Raw genomic sequence first — 14125 nt, 5'->3', positions numbered from 1 at the left:
TGCAGGCCCGCAGCCTCGCTGCTCAACCTACCCCATATCGATCAAACAATCCCGGAAGCCGAAGCAAAGCGGAGGCTGTCCGGGATCCATTCCGGGACCTTGCCGGCAGGACCGGGCAGCGGCCACTCGTCATCCGACCGGCATGGATCCCGGCTCGCGGTCGCTGACGCTCCCTTGGCCGGGATGACAGGCGCTTCAAGCCGCCAGTCAAATCTGAATACTGCCCCTTATGGGGAGGAGGCATACCAAGTGCGAAAACCCACTTTCAGCCCGGCCGCCTGAAACGGGCGCGCTCGGCCTCGACCTCGGCGCGGCAGGCGCAGCCCTCGATATGGTCGTTGACCATGCCCATGGCCTGCATGAAGGCATAGACCGTGGTCGCGCCGACGAAGCTCCAGCCGCGCTTCTTCAGTTCCTTCGAGATGCGGGTGGAAACGGCTGTGGTCGGGTTGGCGCGCAGATGGGCGAGGTCCACCACCGCCGGCCGTTCTTCCGGAGCCGGCTCGAACTTCCAGAACCACGCGGCCAGCGAGCCGGCCTCGTCCGCCAGTTCGCGGGCGCGGCGGGCATTGTTGATGGTGGAGACGATCTTGCCGCGGTGGCGAACGATGCCCGCATTGCCGAGCAGGCGCTCGACATCGGCCTCGGTGAATTCGGCCACGCGCCCGAAATCGAAGCCATCGAAGGCCTCGCGGAAATTCTCGCGCTTGCGCAGGATGGTCAGCCAGGACAGGCCCGACTGGAAGCCCTCGAGGCAGATTTTCTCGAACAGGCGGCGGTCGTCAGCCACCGGGCGGCCCCATTCATGGTCGTGATAGTGGATGTAGTCCGGCAGATTGCCGTGCCAGAAGCAGCGGTCCACGCCGTCCGGGCCGGTGATGATGCCGTCATTTCCGCTCATGCGATCCATCCGTTGCTACCTTCCCGGCAGGTTTACCGGCGCTTTACCAGATTCCTGAACCGCCGGATAACCATACCGAAAGCTTTCCTGACAAATGGGCATTCGACGCATCGGCGATTCACCTTTCGGTTGTCCTTCGCGCACAGGATCGCGTCATGACCGGACAAGCGTTTCCGGCCGACGACCATGTTCCAAGAGTGCGTCACATGAAACGAGCCCTTTTCCTGTTTACCTGCCTGGCCGGGGTGTTCTCCATGGGCTTTTCGCCGGCGCTGGCCCACGACCGCTATATCGAGCGCCCGCCGGTGCGGGTCAGCCCGGACCTCGCGGCGCCGTGGCTGCTGCAACTCGGCCACGCTCCTGACAGCGCGCGCCGCGCGGCACCGGAGCAGCGGCGCGCCTACCGCACGCAGCCGGCGCCGCGCGCCACCAAGCAGGCCCCGCAGCGCCAGCGCGCCGTGCAGACGCAGCCCGCGCGGGTGCAGCAGGCATCCGCGCCGAGGATGGTGCAGAAACGCGCCGTGCGTCCGCAGATCAACCCGATCTACCTGCCGCAGGTCGTCGCCTATGACGGCAAGCACAAGCCCGGCACCGTCATCATCGATACGCGCGACAATTTCCTCTTCCTGGTGGAAAAGAACGGCAAGGCGCGCCGCTACGGCGTCGGCACCGGCAAGCCGGGCTTCAAATGGGCCGGCACCCACAAGGTTTCGGCCAAGCGCGAATGGCCCGACTGGCGCCCGCCGGCGGAGATGATCGCCCGCGAGAAGGCCAAGGGCCGCCATTTGCCGACTTTCGTGGTCGGCGGCATCGAAAATCCGCTCGGCGCGCGCGCGCTCTATCTCGGCTCGACGCTCTACCGCATCCACGGCACCAACCAGCCATGGACGATCGGCGCCGCCGTCTCGTCGGGCTGCATCCGCATGCGCAACGAGGACGTGGTGGATCTTTACGAGCGCGTGCCTGTTGGCGCGACGGTCGTTGTCATGTAGAAGCTTTTCCCAACAACGGGGGACGGGCCGTGTCGGGGGACGTGGCCAGTCGCAGAAAAGGCAGCCGGTGAAAGCCGTGCTGCCTTTTCTGTTTTTGGCACCTCACTGCAACTGTCTGGGTTGCGCCCCGCCATAGGCCCAGTCGAGCAGTTCCACCGTATGCACCACCGGCAGCTTCGCCGCCGAGGCGATCTGGGTGATGCAGCCGATATTGCCGGTGGCGACCACCGCTGCCCCCGTGGCCGAGATATTCTTCACCTTGCGGTCGCGCAGCTTTGCCGAAATCTCCGGCTGCATGATGTTGTAGGTGCCGGCCGAGCCGCAGCACAGATGCCCCTCACGCGGCTCCTTGACCACGAAACCCGCTTTGGCCAGCAGCGTCTTGGGCTGGCGGGTGATCTTCTGGCCGTGCTGCATGGAGCAGGCCGAGTGATAGGCGACCACCGTGCCGGGTTTCATCGCCGGTTCCGGCAGGTCGAGCGTGTCGAGATATTCGGTCACGTCCTTCGCCAGCGCCGAGACCCGCGCCGCCTTTTGCGAATAGGCGGGATCGAGCCGCAACATGTAGCCGTAATCCTTGATCGTCGTGCCACAGCCCGAGGCGGTGATGACGATGGCATCCAGCCCGCCCTCATCGATCTGGCGTGTCCAGGCATCGACATTGCGGCGGGCAAAGGCAAGCGCCTCTTCCTCACGGCCCATATGGTGGACCAGCGCCCCGCAGCAGCCCTCGCCCGGCGGCACCACGACCTCGACGCCGAGGCGGTTGAGCAGCGAGATGGTGGCCTCGTTGATGCCGGGATCGAGCACCGGCTGGGCGCAGCCGGTGAGGATGGCGACGCGCCCGCGCTTCACCCCCCTGCCCCGATGCACGCCCGGCGAGGCAGCGGAAGACGCGCGCGGCACGCTGGCCGGGGCAAGCCTCAGCATCGCCGCCAGCGGCTTCAGCGCGGCACTGCGCTCGAACAGGCCGGCGAACGGCTTGCCCAGCTTCGCCAGCTTCAGGGCGGCGCGAAAGCGGGCCGGATAGGGCAGCACGGCGGCCAGGACGGCGCGGATCAGCCGGTCCGGCAGCGGACGCCTGTAGGTCTGTTCGATATGGGCGCGGGCATGGTCAACCAGATGCATATAGTTCACACCGGACGGACATGTGGTCATGCACGACAGGCAGGACAGGCAGCGGTCGATATGGGTGACGATCTCGCGGTCGGCCGGCCTGCCGCCCTCCAGCATGTCCTTGATCAGGTAGATGCGCCCGCGCGGGCTGTCCAACTCGTTGCCGAGCGTCACATAGGTCGGGCAGGTGGCGGTGCAGAAGCCACAATGCACGCATTTGCGCAGGATTTTTTCCGATTCCGCCACATGCGGATCGGCAAGCTGCTCGGGGGTGAAATGGGTTTGCACGGGCTTTCCGTCCTTGGTCAGTTGCCGAGCAGCCAGCTTTGCGGGTCCCGGACCGGCTCGCCGCGCTGCAAGGCCTGCATGCCGATGACGCAGCGGGCGATGAACCAGACGGCGACCGCCAGCATCAGCAGGAAGCCGATCCCGACGATCAACAGCACCGCCGACACCAGCGCGTAAAGCAGCCCGATCCAGAAGGTGCGGATCAGGAAAGCATAGTGGCTTTCGACATAGGTGCCCGCCTTGCCGCGGTTGATATAGGCGATCACCAGCCCGGCCAGCGCGCTGATGCCTATCACCAGGCCGAGCAGATAGAGCACGTAGATCACCAGCGCATTGGTGGGACCCGGTTCCAGCCAGCGATCGGTCTGGCGCGGTTGCGGCCTCATGTTGGTATCGCTCATGTCGATGCTCCCTCCATTGTCCGCACCGGAGCGGACCCCATCCGCCCCGGATTGAGGATGTTCTTCGGATCGAACTCGGCCTTCAGCCTTGCCGACAGGGCGGCGAGCGCCGGCGGCTGCGGCTGGAAGGTCGGAATTTCGGCGCGCTGTTCAGGCGTCGCACGCACCAGCATGGCATGGCCGCCGCCGCACTTCTTCACCAGCGACCGGACCAGCCCGGCTTCCGGATCGCCCGCCGCCATGGCGAGCCAGATCAGCCCGCCCTGCCAGTCGTAAAACGCCTCGACCGCCGCCTGCATGCGCAGCGCCATCACCATGTGGTGGCCGTTGGCCGGCGGCATGGACACGCGCCACACCGGCATGTGCGGCACCGATGCGAAAGGCAGGCAGTCGCGGACTTCGCGCCACAGCGCGCGCGAGGCTTCCGCTTCGATCTCGTGCATCGGCCCGGCCTTGGCCAGAAGCTCCTTCAGCAGCCGGATGCGATAGGCGACCGAAGGTCCGAAGCCCTCGACGCGCAGCAGGGTCGCCGGGTCGCTGCCGAGCGCCCCCCCGGCGACGCGGGTGACCGCCGGATAGGGCAGGTGCGCGGCACCCGACACTTCGGCGCTGGAGCCGAGCGCCAGGGACATCGCCGCCACGGCATTGTCGTCGAGCAGGCCGACAACGACCAGGGTCGTTTCCGTCTCTGCCGCCGGCAGCACCTTGAAGGTGACGTCGGTGGCGACCGCCAGCGTGCCCCAGCTGTTGGCCAGCGCCTTGGAGAGGTCATAGCCGGTGACGTTCTTGACCACCCGGCCGCCGGACTTGAACGCCTCGCCACGGCCGGAAACGGCGTGGATGCCAAGGATATGGTCGCGCGCCGCGCCCGCCTTCAGCCGCCGCGGCCCGCTGAGATTGGCCGCCAGCACGCCGCCAATGGTGCCGCGCCCGGCCTCCTGCCCGAGCAGCGGGCCATAGTCCAGCGGCTCGAAGGCAAGTTCCTGCCCGCGCGCCGCCACCACAGCCTCGATCTCGGCCAGCGGCGTGCCGGCCCGCGCCGACAGGATCAGCTCCTCCGGCTCGTAGAGCGTGATGCCGGACAGGCCCGACAGGTCGAGCACATGCCCCGCCTCGACCCTGCCGCCGATGGCGCGCTTGGAGCCGTGGCCGACGATCTCGACGGGCTGCTCCTCCGAAACCGCCCATTGCACGGCTTCCAGAACATCTTCGGCAGATGTGGGGGCAAAGGTGGTCATGGTCGAATTCCCAGGCGCTTGATGGCCGCCTCGCCTCGCACGGAAAGCCGGTACCCTGTTGCAAGGCTTTCGGTAAGGCCGAGTTCCTTCAGCTTGCGCACATCCTGCTTGAACCGCAGCTTTTCCACCTTCAAGCTTTCCGCCAGCACAGCCGCCGGCACTTCCGGATTGTCGCCGATCGCCTTCAGGATCGCGGGAAAATAGCCGGGCCGCGCCTTTTCCCAACGCGCGAAACGCTGTTCAAGCTCCGCAATCCCGGCCGCATCGAATGCGGCACGCGTGCGCAGCGTCACGCGCCTGTCGGCCTCGATGCCTGCCAGCGCGATCCGGTAGAGCGGCTTTTCGCCATCCGCGCCAAGCTCCCTCACCAGAGCGGCGCGGTCGTCATAGCCTGCCTTCCGCGCATCCGCCGGCGCAATGTCGCCAAGTTCGATCACCTCGAGAGCGCCTATCCGGACCACCCCCGCCGCAGTGCGGACGGCACCACCCGCCTTGACGGACGGCCTGCTCCAGCGGCGGAAGGCAAGCGTGATGCGGCCTTCGGCAATTCCTTCCAGAACAGCTTGCCTGAACAACATCAGAACCTCGGAATGTCCGGGAACGGCATCTGGCCGCGATGGATGTGCATGCGGCCGAGCTCGGCGCAGCGGCGCAGTTGCGGGAACACCTTGCCCGGATTGAGCAAATGGCCCGGATCGAAGGCGCATTTCACCCGCATCTGCTGGTCGAGGTCCGTTTCCGAGAACATTTCCGGCATCAGGTCGCGCTTCTCCACGCCCACCCCGTGCTCGCCGGTCAGCACGCCGCCGACCTTGACGCACAGCCGCAATATGTCGGCGCCGAAGGCCTCGGCCCTGTCCAGTTCGCCGGGCACATTGGCGTCATAGAGGATCAGCGGGTGCAGATTGCCGTCGCCGGCATGGAAGACATTGGCGACGCGCAGGCCATACTGTTCGGAAAGCTCGCGCATGCCGGCCAGCACGCGCGGCAGCTCCTTGCGCGGAATGGTGCCGTCCATGCAGTAATAGTCCGGCGAGATGCGCCCCACGGCCGGAAACGCCGCCTTGCGGCCGGCCCAGAAGGTCAGCCGCTCCTCCTCGCTTTGCGAGATGCGGCAGGAGGTGGAGCCGTTGCGGATCGCGATCTGCTCGACGAGGCCGATGAGGTGATCGACCTCCACCGCCGGGCCGTCCAGCTCGACGATCAGCAGCGCCTCGCAATCCAGCGGATAGCCGGCATGGACAAAATCCTCCGCCGCGCGGATCGCCGGCAGGTCCATCATCTCCATGCCGCCGGGAATGATGCCGGCGCCGATGATGTCGGCCACGCACTGGCCGCCCTGCTCGTTGGTGGGAAAGCCGATGAGCAGCGCCCGCGCCGTCTCCGGCTTGCGCAGGATGCGCACCGTGACCTCGGTGACGACGCCCAACAGCCCCTCCGAGCCGGTCATGACGCCCAGAAGATCGTAGCCTTCGGCATCGAGATGCATGCCGCCGAGGCGCACAACCTCGCCGTTCATCAGCACCATCTCCAGCCCCAGGAGATTGTTGGCGGTGAGGCCGTATTTCAGGCAGTGTACGCCGCCGGAGTTCTCCGCCACATTGCCGCCGATGGAACAGGCGATCTGCGACGACGGATCGGGTGCATAGTAGAAGCCCTCCGATTCGACCGCATGGGTGATGCCGAGATTGGTGACGCCCGGCTGGGCGACCACGGCGCGGTTGGGATAGTCGATTTCCAGGATGCGGTTGAAGCGGCTCATGACCAGCAGGACCGCATCCTGCAGCGGCAGCGCGCCGCCCGACAGCGAGGTGCCGGAACCGCGCGGCACGACGCGGATGTTGCGCTCGTTGCAATATTTCAGCACGCGCGACACCTGATGCGTGGTTTCCGGCAGCACCACCACCAGCGGCAGCTGGCGATAGGCGGTCAGCCCGTCGCTCTCGAAGGCGCGCATCTCGTTGACCGTCTCGACCACGCCCTCGCCCGGCACGATGGAACGCAGGTCGGCGACGATCTCGGCGCGGCGGGCCAGCGTCGCGGCATCGGGTTCGGGCATGGCCAGGCCGGACATCGGCGCTCATCCTCCTCAACTGGTAAAAAGCTTTTACCAGTTTGCGACGGCGCCTGTAAATTGTGCATTTCAAGAAAGCCGCACGGGACGCGGCGGCATGAGCCCAGCGGCAATCTGCCGCTGGGTCGGGGATTGCCGGCAAAATGCGGAGCCGGATTGCCGAACCGCCGGGGGAACCTCTCGACCACCCGGCGCCCTTACGCCGGGCTCAATCGGCGCCGGCGTGTTTTGTCGGCTCCGAATGCAGCCGCCGCACACGCCGCACGCCCCACCATACCAGAAGAATGGCCACGGGCACGGAAGCGGCGGTCACCGCCTCGGGGGCAACGGCATGGCCGAACCAGGTGGAGCCGCCCTTGGCCAGATAGCCGATGAGGCCGACCACATAATAGGACACCGCTGCCACCGACAGGCCCTCGACCGTCTGCTGCAGGCGAAGCTGGAGGCGGGCGCGGTTGTTCATGGAGGCGAGCAGGTCGCGGTTCTGCTTTTCCACCTCGACATCGACCCAGGTGCGCAACAGCGTCGTGGCGCGGGTGAGCTTGCTCGACAGATTGGCCTGCCGCTCCTCCACCGAGCGGCAGGTGCGCATGGCCGGCGCCATGCGCCGTTGCAGGAAACCGGCCCAGGTTTCGTGGCCCGGCACGACCATCTCGTCGAGCGCGCCGAGACGCTCGGTGACGATGCCGTCATAGGCGCGGCTGGCGCCGAAGCGGTAGAGGCTCGCGGCAGCGTCCGCCTCCAGTTCCGCCGCAAGCTCGGTGAGGTCGGCCAGAAGCTTCTGGCTGTCGCGGGTGGCGCTCTCGCGCATCTGGCCGGTGATGACGGCCAGCCGGTCCTCGATGCGGCGCACGCGGCCCGACAGCGACAGCGCCAGCGGCAGGCCGAGCATGGCAAGCGTACGATAGGTCTCGATGTCGATGAGGCGATGCGACAGCGCGCCGGCGCGGGCCGGGGTCAGGCCGCGGTCGAGGATCAGGATGCGGGTGAGCCCGTCGCCGTCCTGGCGGAAATCGGTGACGATCGCCGCATTGCCGCCCTCGACCAGCGAATAGCACAGGCTGGTCGGGTCGAAGCCGTCGATCAGCTTCTCGCTGTCCGGCGTCCAGTTGCGGATTTCCAGGCGGATGCCGGAAATGACCGTGCCAGGCGGCGAGAATCCGTTGCCGAAGGGCGAATCCTCCTGCCGGCGGCCGCGTTCGGAAAGCGGGCCTTCCCACAGATAGGTGGAGAATTCGGTGTGCCGCTCCCAGCGCAGCGTGCCCTTGCCCCATTTCATGGCGTGGTGGCGCGCCTGCCGGTCGGGCGCGGCGATGCCCAGCCGGCGCGACAGCTCCGACAGCACCGCCTGGTCGACGACGGAGCCGCCCTCGGTCATGAACGAGAGCTGCACCAGCACGCGCGGGGTGGTGACCAGCGGATAAGGCCGGGAGTGGACCTCGCCGAGCGCACCCGGCCTGCCCTCATGCGCGGGGAAGCCCATGACGCTGCCCGTCGGGCGCGGCTCGAACTCGGAACCGGTCGGACCTTCCTGCACGGCGGATCATCCCCAAAACTGGCACATCGGAGCCGTTTAAAACCGTTCCGCGCCCCGTGCAAACGATCTGTGCGTGCAGGGCGATCCGGACACACGGTCCAAACTGGATAAATTAATTGACCAGTTTTGGCGGTTGCCGCTATGTTTTGCGCTCATCGCTCCTTTCATGGGCATACAAGTGACAGAAATCTTCACGCGCATCGAACATTCGCGCACCGCCGACGAGGTGGTGCAGCAGATCGAGAGCCTGATCCTCGAGGGCGTGCTGCGCACCGGCGACAGGCTGCCCGGCGAGCGCGAGCTGGCGCGCCGGTTCGAGGTCTCGCGGCCGATCCTGCGCGACGCGCTGAAGGCGCTGGAGACGCGCGGACTGCTGCTCACCCGCCATGGCGGCGGCACCTTCGTGGCCGACGTGATCGGGCAGGTGTTCTCCCGGCCGGTGATCGAACTCATCTCCAACCACCGCAAGGCGGGGTCGGACTATCTCGAATATCGCCGCGAGATGGAGGGCGTGGCGGCCGAATATGCGGCCCGGCGCGCGACGGCGGACGACCTTGCCCTGCTCGACGCGATAATGGCGCGCATGGACGCCGCCCATCGCGACGCCGATTTCGAGGCGGAAGCGGAGGTCGACGTCGAGTTCCACCACGCCGTCGGCGAATGCGCCCACAACATCATCCTGCTGCACACGCTGCGCTCCTGCTACCGGCTGCTGTCGGAGGACGTGTTCCACAACCGTCTTCTGGTGTTCACGCAGCCCGGCGCGCGCGAGGCGCTGCTGGAACAGCACCGCGCCATCCACGCCGGCATCGCCGCTGGCGATCCGGCCGCGGCGCGCAAGGCGGCCATGGACCATATCCTGTATGTCGAACAGATCACCACGCAGGCGGAACGGGCCGGCGACTGGCGCCGCGTTTCGCGGCTCAGGCTGCAGCAGCGCACCGATCCGGGCGAGACCTAGGATCGGCCTTCCTGCCATCGACACCACCCCTGCGATGGGGACCCACGCGTCGCCATCGGCCTCAACAAGCCGGACAGAATACGAGAAGGACCGACCGTTCATGGCTGAACCGCTGACAATCGACGACCTCAAGCGCATGGCGCGGCGGCGCGTGCCGAAGATGTTCTTCGACTATGCCGATTCCGGCTCGTGGACCGAGGGCACCTATCGCGCCAACGAGGCGGATTTCGCGGATATCAAGCTGCGCCAGCGGGTGCTGGTCGACATGACGAACCGCTCGCTCAAATCCACCATGCTGGGCGAGGAGGTGGCGATGCCGGTGGCGCTGGCCCCCACCGGCCTCACCGGCATGCAGCACGCCGACGGCGAGATGCTGGCGGCGCAGGCGGCCGAGGAATTCGGCGTGCCGTTCACGCTGTCGACCATGAGCATCTGCTCGATCGAGGACGTGGCCTCGGTGACGAAAAAGCCGTTCTGGTTCCAGCTCTACGTGATGCGCGACCGCGGCTTCGTCGAAAGCCTGATCGAGCGCGCCAAGGCCGCCAACTGCTCGGCGCTGGTGCTGACGCTCGATTTGCAGATCCTCGGCCAGCGCCACAAGGATCTGCGCAACGGCCTGTCGGCACCGCCGAAATTCACGGCCAAGCACATCTGGCAGATGGCGACGCGGCCGGCCTGGTGCATGGGCATGCTGGGCACCAAGCGCCACACCTTCCGCAACATCGCCGGCCACGTCAAAGGCGTCGGCGACCTGTCGTCGCTGTCGTCCTGGACCGCCGACCAGTTCGATCCGCAACTGTCGTGGGACGACGTGGAATGGATCCGGCAGCGCTGGGGCGGCAAGCTGATCCTGAAAGGCATACTCGACCGGGAGGACGCGGAACTCGCCACCAGGACCGGCGCCGATGCCCTCATCGTCTCCAACCATGGCGGGCGCCAGCTCGACGGCGCGCCGTCCTCGATCTCCATGCTCGAGGACATCGCCAATGCGGTGGGCGACCGAATCGAAGTCTTCATGGACGGCGGCGTCCGCTCGGGGCAGGATGTGCTCAAGGCCCTTTGCCTCGGCGCCAAAGGCGTGTTCATCGGCCGCCCCTTCCTCTACGGGCTGGGCGCGCAGGGCAAGAAGGGCGTGACGGCAACGCTGAACATCATCGCCAAGGAACTGGACACGACCATGGCATTGTGCGGCAGGCGCGACATCAAGGATGTCGGCAAGGACATGCTCCATCGGGGCTGACGGATGGACGGCGACGTCGATCTTGCCCATGCGCGGGCGCCGCAAGGCCTGCGCCTCTACGCGGTCGGCGACGTCCACGGCCGCCTCGATCTGCTTGAGGCCTTCCACCGCCATGTGGCGGCGGAAATCGAGGCCGACGCGCCGCCGGACTGGCGCGTCGTGCACCTGGGCGACTACACCGACCGCGGCCCCGATTCCAAGGGCGTGCTGGCGTTCCTGGCCGAGGCACAGGCCCGCGATACCCGCAACGTGCTGCTGGCCGGCAACCACGATCTCGGCCTGCTCGAATTCATCGACCGACCAGAGCCCTACGGGCTGTTCATGACCAATGGCGGCATCGAGACGGCGGCCTCCTACGGCGTCCACTGGTCCCGCTTCGGCTTTCCGGTGGAGGACCAGGCCGCGCTGAGCGCCTTCCATGCGGCGCTGCTTGCGGCCATGCCGCCGGCCCATATCGACCTGCTGCGCTCGCTCACCACGTCCTTCGCATGCGGCGACTTCTTCCTGTGCCACGCCGGCGTGCGGCCGGGCATCGCGCTGGAGCGACAATCACGCGACGATCTGGTGTGGATACGCGGCGAATTCCACCACCACAGCGGGCTCTACCCGAAGGTGATCGTGCATGGCCACACACCGGTGGCGGCCGTCGAGGTGAAACCCAACCGGGTCAACCTGGACACCGGCGCCTACTATACCGGACGGCTCAGCGCCATGGCGGTCGAGGCTGGCGACAAGCGCCTGCTGACAATCACGAAGGAGGGGGTTTCTCAGTCCAGCGCGGCGGTGACGCCATAGCCGTCGGTCACGGCATGGCCGTTCGCGGCGTCGGCCGCGTAGATCCCGGCACCGCCGATGGCAAGCGCGGACAGCATGGCGAAGGTCAGAAGGGCTGCTTTCACTGAGGTCATCTCGGATTGTACCTTCCGGCATCCTGCACGAACATGATTACCATTGCATTGAAACGCGAAAGCCCCGGAAGGGTTCGATCAGCCGCCGGAAAATCGCTTGTATTGCCCGCTGCCGCGCCGTTGCGGTCGGCGTTCTAGGGGGCGGGCGAGGCCGGGCCAAGGCGAAAAGCAGCCATCCACAGCGGTTTCGCCGAAGCGTGCCAAAATTGTCACGCATGCGGCCGCTGACGGGCGAGGCCGGAGCCGGTCCAGCCCGCCGCCCGGGCAAAAAGTCAGATGGTCGCGACCCAGGCGCGGGCGATCGACAGGCCGGCGGAATCGGCCAGCACGCCGTTGCGGGCAACCTCGTCCTCCAGAACCTGCGCCCATTCGGGCCGGCGCTCGGCGATCAGTGGCGAGAACAACTCGCTCCACTGCCGCACCAGCCCGGTATCGGCCTCGAAATGGAACTGGAAGCCATAGGCGGCGCGACCGATGCGGAAGGCCTGGTTTTCCGCCACCTGGCTGCCGGCGAGGCGGATCGCGGATTGCGGCAGCGAGAAGGTGTCGTCGTGCCACTGGAAGATGGGAAAGCTCTGCGGCAAAGCGCCCAGCACCGCGTCGGCGCGGGCATCGGCGGTCAGTTCGACCGGCTGCCAGCCGAACTCCCTGGCGCCGCCGATCCGGTTCTCGCCGCCGAAGGCGCGGGCGATCAACTGGCTGCCGAGGCAGACGCCGGCAATGGCGCGGTCCTTGCCCTCGAAATCGCGGATGAGGTCGATCAGAGCCGGGAAATAGGGGCTGACATCGTCGGCCAGCGCATTCTGGGCACCGCCCAGCACCACCAGCGCATCGTGATCCCCGGCGGTCGCGGGCAAGGTGTCGCCGTCATAGGGCCGGCGCAGGTCGATCTCGCCGCCGGCTTCGGCGATGGCGATGCCGATCTGGCCAAGGCCGGCGTTCTCGAAATTCTCGACGACAAGTACCCGCATGATATCCACCCGTGACAAAGGCGCGGCAAGCGATACCATGGCCGGCCGAGGCAGGCAAAGCTCGGCCTGCTTCCAGCCTCGGGAAAGCGCTATGCCACTGCAAAACCGCGTCGATCCGTTCGGTGCCCTGCACGCCGTGCCCGAGCGCGGGCTGTTCACCGGCAACCGCGGCATCATCCACGATCCCGACACCAGAAGCCTGCTCGGCCGCCGCTGGACGACCAGGGCCTGGATCGTGTGCGAATGCGACTTCGGCGAGCGGCGGCGCGACCCGATGGGCTGCAACGGCCCGGGCGGCAAGGCCGGCTGGACCGAACTGTTCTTCCTCGACGAGGTGACGGCGCTCGCCGCCGGCCACCGCCCCTGCTTCTACTGCCGGCGCGAACGGGCCAGGGACTTCCTTGCCCGGTTCGGCGAAGCCTGCCGGATCGCCGGTCCGCGCGCCGCGAAGCTCGACGCACGCCTGCACGGCGAAAGGCTGGCCAGCGGCGGAACCCCGGCACCCCTGACCCGCGCCGAAGCCGACGCCCTGCCGGAAGGCGCCATGTTCTGCGACGGCGAGGCATGTTTCACCCGCCATCAGGGCAATCTGTTCCAGTGGTCGTTTGCCGGCTATGTGCCGGTCCGGCCTCCGGTGGCGGAAAGGGTGTTCCTGCTCACCCCGCCGGCCAGCGTCGCGGCCTTGGGCGCCGGCTACCGGCCGGTCTGGCATCCGTCGGCCACGGCTTGACGCGTCCGCGCGCCTGCCGCATCAGTCGGCCATGCGCGCCAATTACCGACTGCAAAGACTTTTCGTGCCCGGCGACCTCGCCGCCGAGGTCGAGATCGAGGCCGATCCGCAGCAGAGCCATTATCTGGCCCATGTGCTGCGGCTCGGCGAGGGGGCGGAGCTTCTCGTGTTCAACGGCCGCGACGGCGAGTGGTCAGCCTCCGTCGCGACGATCCGGAAAAAGGCGGTGCGGCTTCAGGTTCGCAGCCTGCAACGGCCGCAACCGGCGCCGTGCGACCTCGTCTACTGTTTCGCACCGCTGAAGCAGGGCCGGCTCGACTATCTGGTGCAGAAGGCGGTGGAGATGGGGGCGGGCGTGTTGCAGCCGGTCGTCACCCAGCACACGCAGGTGCCGAAGCTCGGGCTGGAGCGGTTGCGCGCCAATGTCGTCGAGGCGGCCGAGCAATGCGGCATCCTCGCCGTGCCCGAGGTGCATGAGACGGTGCGGCTGGAACGCCTGCTGTCGGACTGGGATGGCGGCCGGCGACTGATCTTCTGCGACGAGGACGCCGCCACCAACAATCCCGTGCCCGCACTCAAGGCCATTGCCGAACGCAGCCTCGGCCTGCTGGTCGGGCCGGAGGGCGGCTTCTCCGACGAGGAGCGGCGCATGCTGCGGGCCCTGCCCTTCGTCACCGCCATTCCGCTGGGGCCGCGCATCCTGCGCGCCGACACGGCGGCGGTGGCCGCGCTGGCGGTGATCCAGGCGACGATTGGCGACTGGTAAGG

General features: G+C 67.3%; 15 protein-coding genes. 6 read left to right on the top strand and 9 right to left on the bottom strand.

Translation table 11 applies throughout. From position 1 onward, the window contains the following. Positions 1-265: 265 nt before the first annotated feature. A complete protein-coding gene (locus ABID37_RS20685) occupies positions 266-901 on the bottom strand; it encodes a DNA-3-methyladenine glycosylase I (protein WP_354198227.1) in 636 nt (211 codons plus the stop codon). 206 nt (positions 902-1107) lie between these two features. On the opposite strand from ABID37_RS20685, the gene ABID37_RS20680 reads away from it, so the two are divergent. After that, positions 1108-1893, top strand: a complete 786-nt coding sequence (locus ABID37_RS20680) for a L,D-transpeptidase (protein WP_354198225.1) — start codon at positions 1108-1110, stop codon at positions 1891-1893. A 102-nt stretch (positions 1894-1995) separates the two neighbouring features. Here ABID37_RS20680 and glcF read toward each other — a convergent pair whose 3' ends face one another. The 6 genes from glcF to ABID37_RS20650 all read right to left on the bottom strand — a co-directional run bounded on the left by glcF (position 1996) and on the right by ABID37_RS20650 (position 8493). Next, positions 1996-3297: a glycolate oxidase subunit GlcF gene (gene glcF, locus ABID37_RS20675; protein WP_354198223.1), complete on the bottom strand. Its 1302-nt coding sequence runs from the start codon at positions 3295-3297 to the stop codon at positions 1996-1998. 17 nt (positions 3298-3314) lie between these two features. Beyond that, positions 3315-3698 carry a DUF4870 family protein gene (locus ABID37_RS20670; protein WP_354198221.1) on the bottom strand — a complete coding sequence of 128 codons (384 nt, stop codon included), beginning with the start codon at positions 3696-3698 and terminating at the stop codon, positions 3315-3317. Continuing rightward, entirely contained in the window at positions 3695-4936 is a 1242-nt protein-coding gene (locus ABID37_RS20665; protein ID WP_354198219.1) for an FAD-binding protein, read from the bottom strand. The genes ABID37_RS20670 and ABID37_RS20665 overlap by 4 nt, the downstream gene beginning before the upstream one ends. Beyond that, positions 4933-5514 carry an ASCH domain-containing protein gene (locus ABID37_RS20660; RefSeq protein WP_354198217.1) on the bottom strand — a complete coding sequence of 194 codons (582 nt, stop codon included), beginning with the start codon at positions 5512-5514 and terminating at the stop codon, positions 4933-4935. Before ABID37_RS20660 ends, ABID37_RS20665 begins: the two co-directional genes overlap by 4 nt. Then, complete coding sequence (locus ABID37_RS20655; RefSeq protein WP_354198215.1) at positions 5514-7010, bottom strand: FAD-linked oxidase C-terminal domain-containing protein; 1497 nt, start codon at positions 7008-7010, stop codon at positions 5514-5516. The genes ABID37_RS20660 and ABID37_RS20655 overlap by 1 nt, the downstream gene beginning before the upstream one ends. A gap of 208 nt (positions 7011-7218) precedes the next feature. Further along, complete coding sequence (locus ABID37_RS20650) at positions 7219-8493, bottom strand: DUF3422 family protein (protein WP_435521609.1); 1275 nt, start codon at positions 8491-8493, stop codon at positions 7219-7221. Positions 8494-8725: 232 nt separating this feature from the next. Between ABID37_RS20650 and ABID37_RS20645 the strand changes: the two genes are divergently transcribed. From ABID37_RS20645 to ABID37_RS20635, 3 genes are all read left to right on the top strand, one after another. After that, positions 8726-9508, top strand: coding sequence for an FCD domain-containing protein (locus tag ABID37_RS20645; protein ID WP_354198211.1), 783 nt, complete (start codon positions 8726-8728; stop codon positions 9506-9508). 100 nt (positions 9509-9608) lie between these two features. Next, positions 9609-10748 carry an alpha-hydroxy acid oxidase gene (locus ABID37_RS20640; RefSeq protein WP_354198209.1) on the top strand — a complete coding sequence of 380 codons (1140 nt, stop codon included), beginning with the start codon at positions 9609-9611 and terminating at the stop codon, positions 10746-10748. 3 nt (positions 10749-10751) lie between these two features. Next, positions 10752-11543: a metallophosphoesterase gene (locus ABID37_RS20635; RefSeq protein ID WP_354198207.1), complete on the top strand. Its 792-nt coding sequence runs from the start codon at positions 10752-10754 to the stop codon at positions 11541-11543. On the opposite strand, the gene ABID37_RS20630 is transcribed toward ABID37_RS20635, so the two are convergent. Together ABID37_RS20630 and ABID37_RS20625 are read right to left on the bottom strand one after the other, a co-directional pair. Further along, complete coding sequence (locus tag ABID37_RS20630) at positions 11516-11656, bottom strand: hypothetical protein (RefSeq protein ID WP_354198205.1); 141 nt, start codon at positions 11654-11656, stop codon at positions 11516-11518. The two genes, ABID37_RS20635 and ABID37_RS20630, sit on opposite strands and share 28 nt — an antisense overlap. A gap of 272 nt (positions 11657-11928) precedes the next feature. After that, positions 11929-12627, bottom strand: a complete 699-nt coding sequence (locus ABID37_RS20625; RefSeq protein ID WP_354198203.1) for a type 1 glutamine amidotransferase — start codon at positions 12625-12627, stop codon at positions 11929-11931. 91 nt (positions 12628-12718) lie between these two features. Between ABID37_RS20625 and ABID37_RS20620 the strand changes: the two genes are divergently transcribed. Then, positions 12719-13357: a hypothetical protein gene (locus ABID37_RS20620; protein ID WP_354198201.1), complete on the top strand. Its 639-nt coding sequence runs from the start codon at positions 12719-12721 to the stop codon at positions 13355-13357. 31 nt (positions 13358-13388) lie between these two features. Continuing rightward, a complete protein-coding gene (locus tag ABID37_RS20615) occupies positions 13389-14123 on the top strand; it encodes a 16S rRNA (uracil(1498)-N(3))-methyltransferase (protein ID WP_354198198.1) in 735 nt (244 codons plus the stop codon). Positions 14124-14125 lie beyond the last annotated feature (2 nt).

The organism is Aquamicrobium terrae, assembly GCF_040545735.1.
Classification (GTDB): Bacteria; Pseudomonadota; Alphaproteobacteria; order Rhizobiales; family Rhizobiaceae; genus Mesorhizobium; species Mesorhizobium terrae_A.
This window is presented reverse-complemented; position numbering and strand designations above follow the sequence as displayed.

Bases quoted from the DNA above. Each gene is read 5' to 3' on its own strand.
- ABID37_RS20685 (WP_354198227.1), bottom strand. From the start codon at position 901: ATGAGCGGAAATGACGGCATCATCACCGGCCCGGACGGCGTGGACCGC.
- ABID37_RS20680 (WP_354198225.1), top strand. From the start codon at position 1,108: ATGAAACGAGCCCTTTTCCTGTTTACCTGCCTGGCCGGGGTGTTCTCC.
- ABID37_RS20670 (WP_354198221.1), bottom strand. From the start codon at position 3,698: ATGAGCGATACCAACATGAGGCCGCAACCGCGCCAGACCGATCGCTGG.
- ABID37_RS20665 (WP_354198219.1), bottom strand. From the start codon at position 4,936: ATGACCACCTTTGCCCCCACATCTGCCGAAGATGTTCTGGAAGCCGTG.
- ABID37_RS20660 (WP_354198217.1), bottom strand. From the start codon at position 5,514: ATGTTGTTCAGGCAAGCTGTTCTGGAAGGAATTGCCGAAGGCCGCATC.
- ABID37_RS20655 (WP_354198215.1), bottom strand. From the start codon at position 7,010: ATGTCCGGCCTGGCCATGCCCGAACCCGATGCCGCGACGCTGGCCCGC.
- ABID37_RS20650 (WP_435521609.1), bottom strand. From the start codon at position 8,493: ATGGGCTTCCCCGCGCATGAGGGCAGGCCGGGTGCGCTCGGCGAGGTC.
- ABID37_RS20640 (WP_354198209.1), top strand. From the start codon at position 9,609: ATGGCTGAACCGCTGACAATCGACGACCTCAAGCGCATGGCGCGGCGG.
- ABID37_RS20635 (WP_354198207.1), top strand. From the start codon at position 10,752: ATGGACGGCGACGTCGATCTTGCCCATGCGCGGGCGCCGCAAGGCCTG.
- ABID37_RS20630 (WP_354198205.1), bottom strand. From the start codon at position 11,656: ATGACCTCAGTGAAAGCAGCCCTTCTGACCTTCGCCATGCTGTCCGCG.
- ABID37_RS20625 (WP_354198203.1), bottom strand. From the start codon at position 12,627: ATGCGGGTACTTGTCGTCGAGAATTTCGAGAACGCCGGCCTTGGCCAG.
- ABID37_RS20620 (WP_354198201.1), top strand. From the start codon at position 12,719: ATGCCACTGCAAAACCGCGTCGATCCGTTCGGTGCCCTGCACGCCGTG.
- ABID37_RS20615 (WP_354198198.1), top strand. From the start codon at position 13,389: ATGCGCGCCAATTACCGACTGCAAAGACTTTTCGTGCCCGGCGACCTC.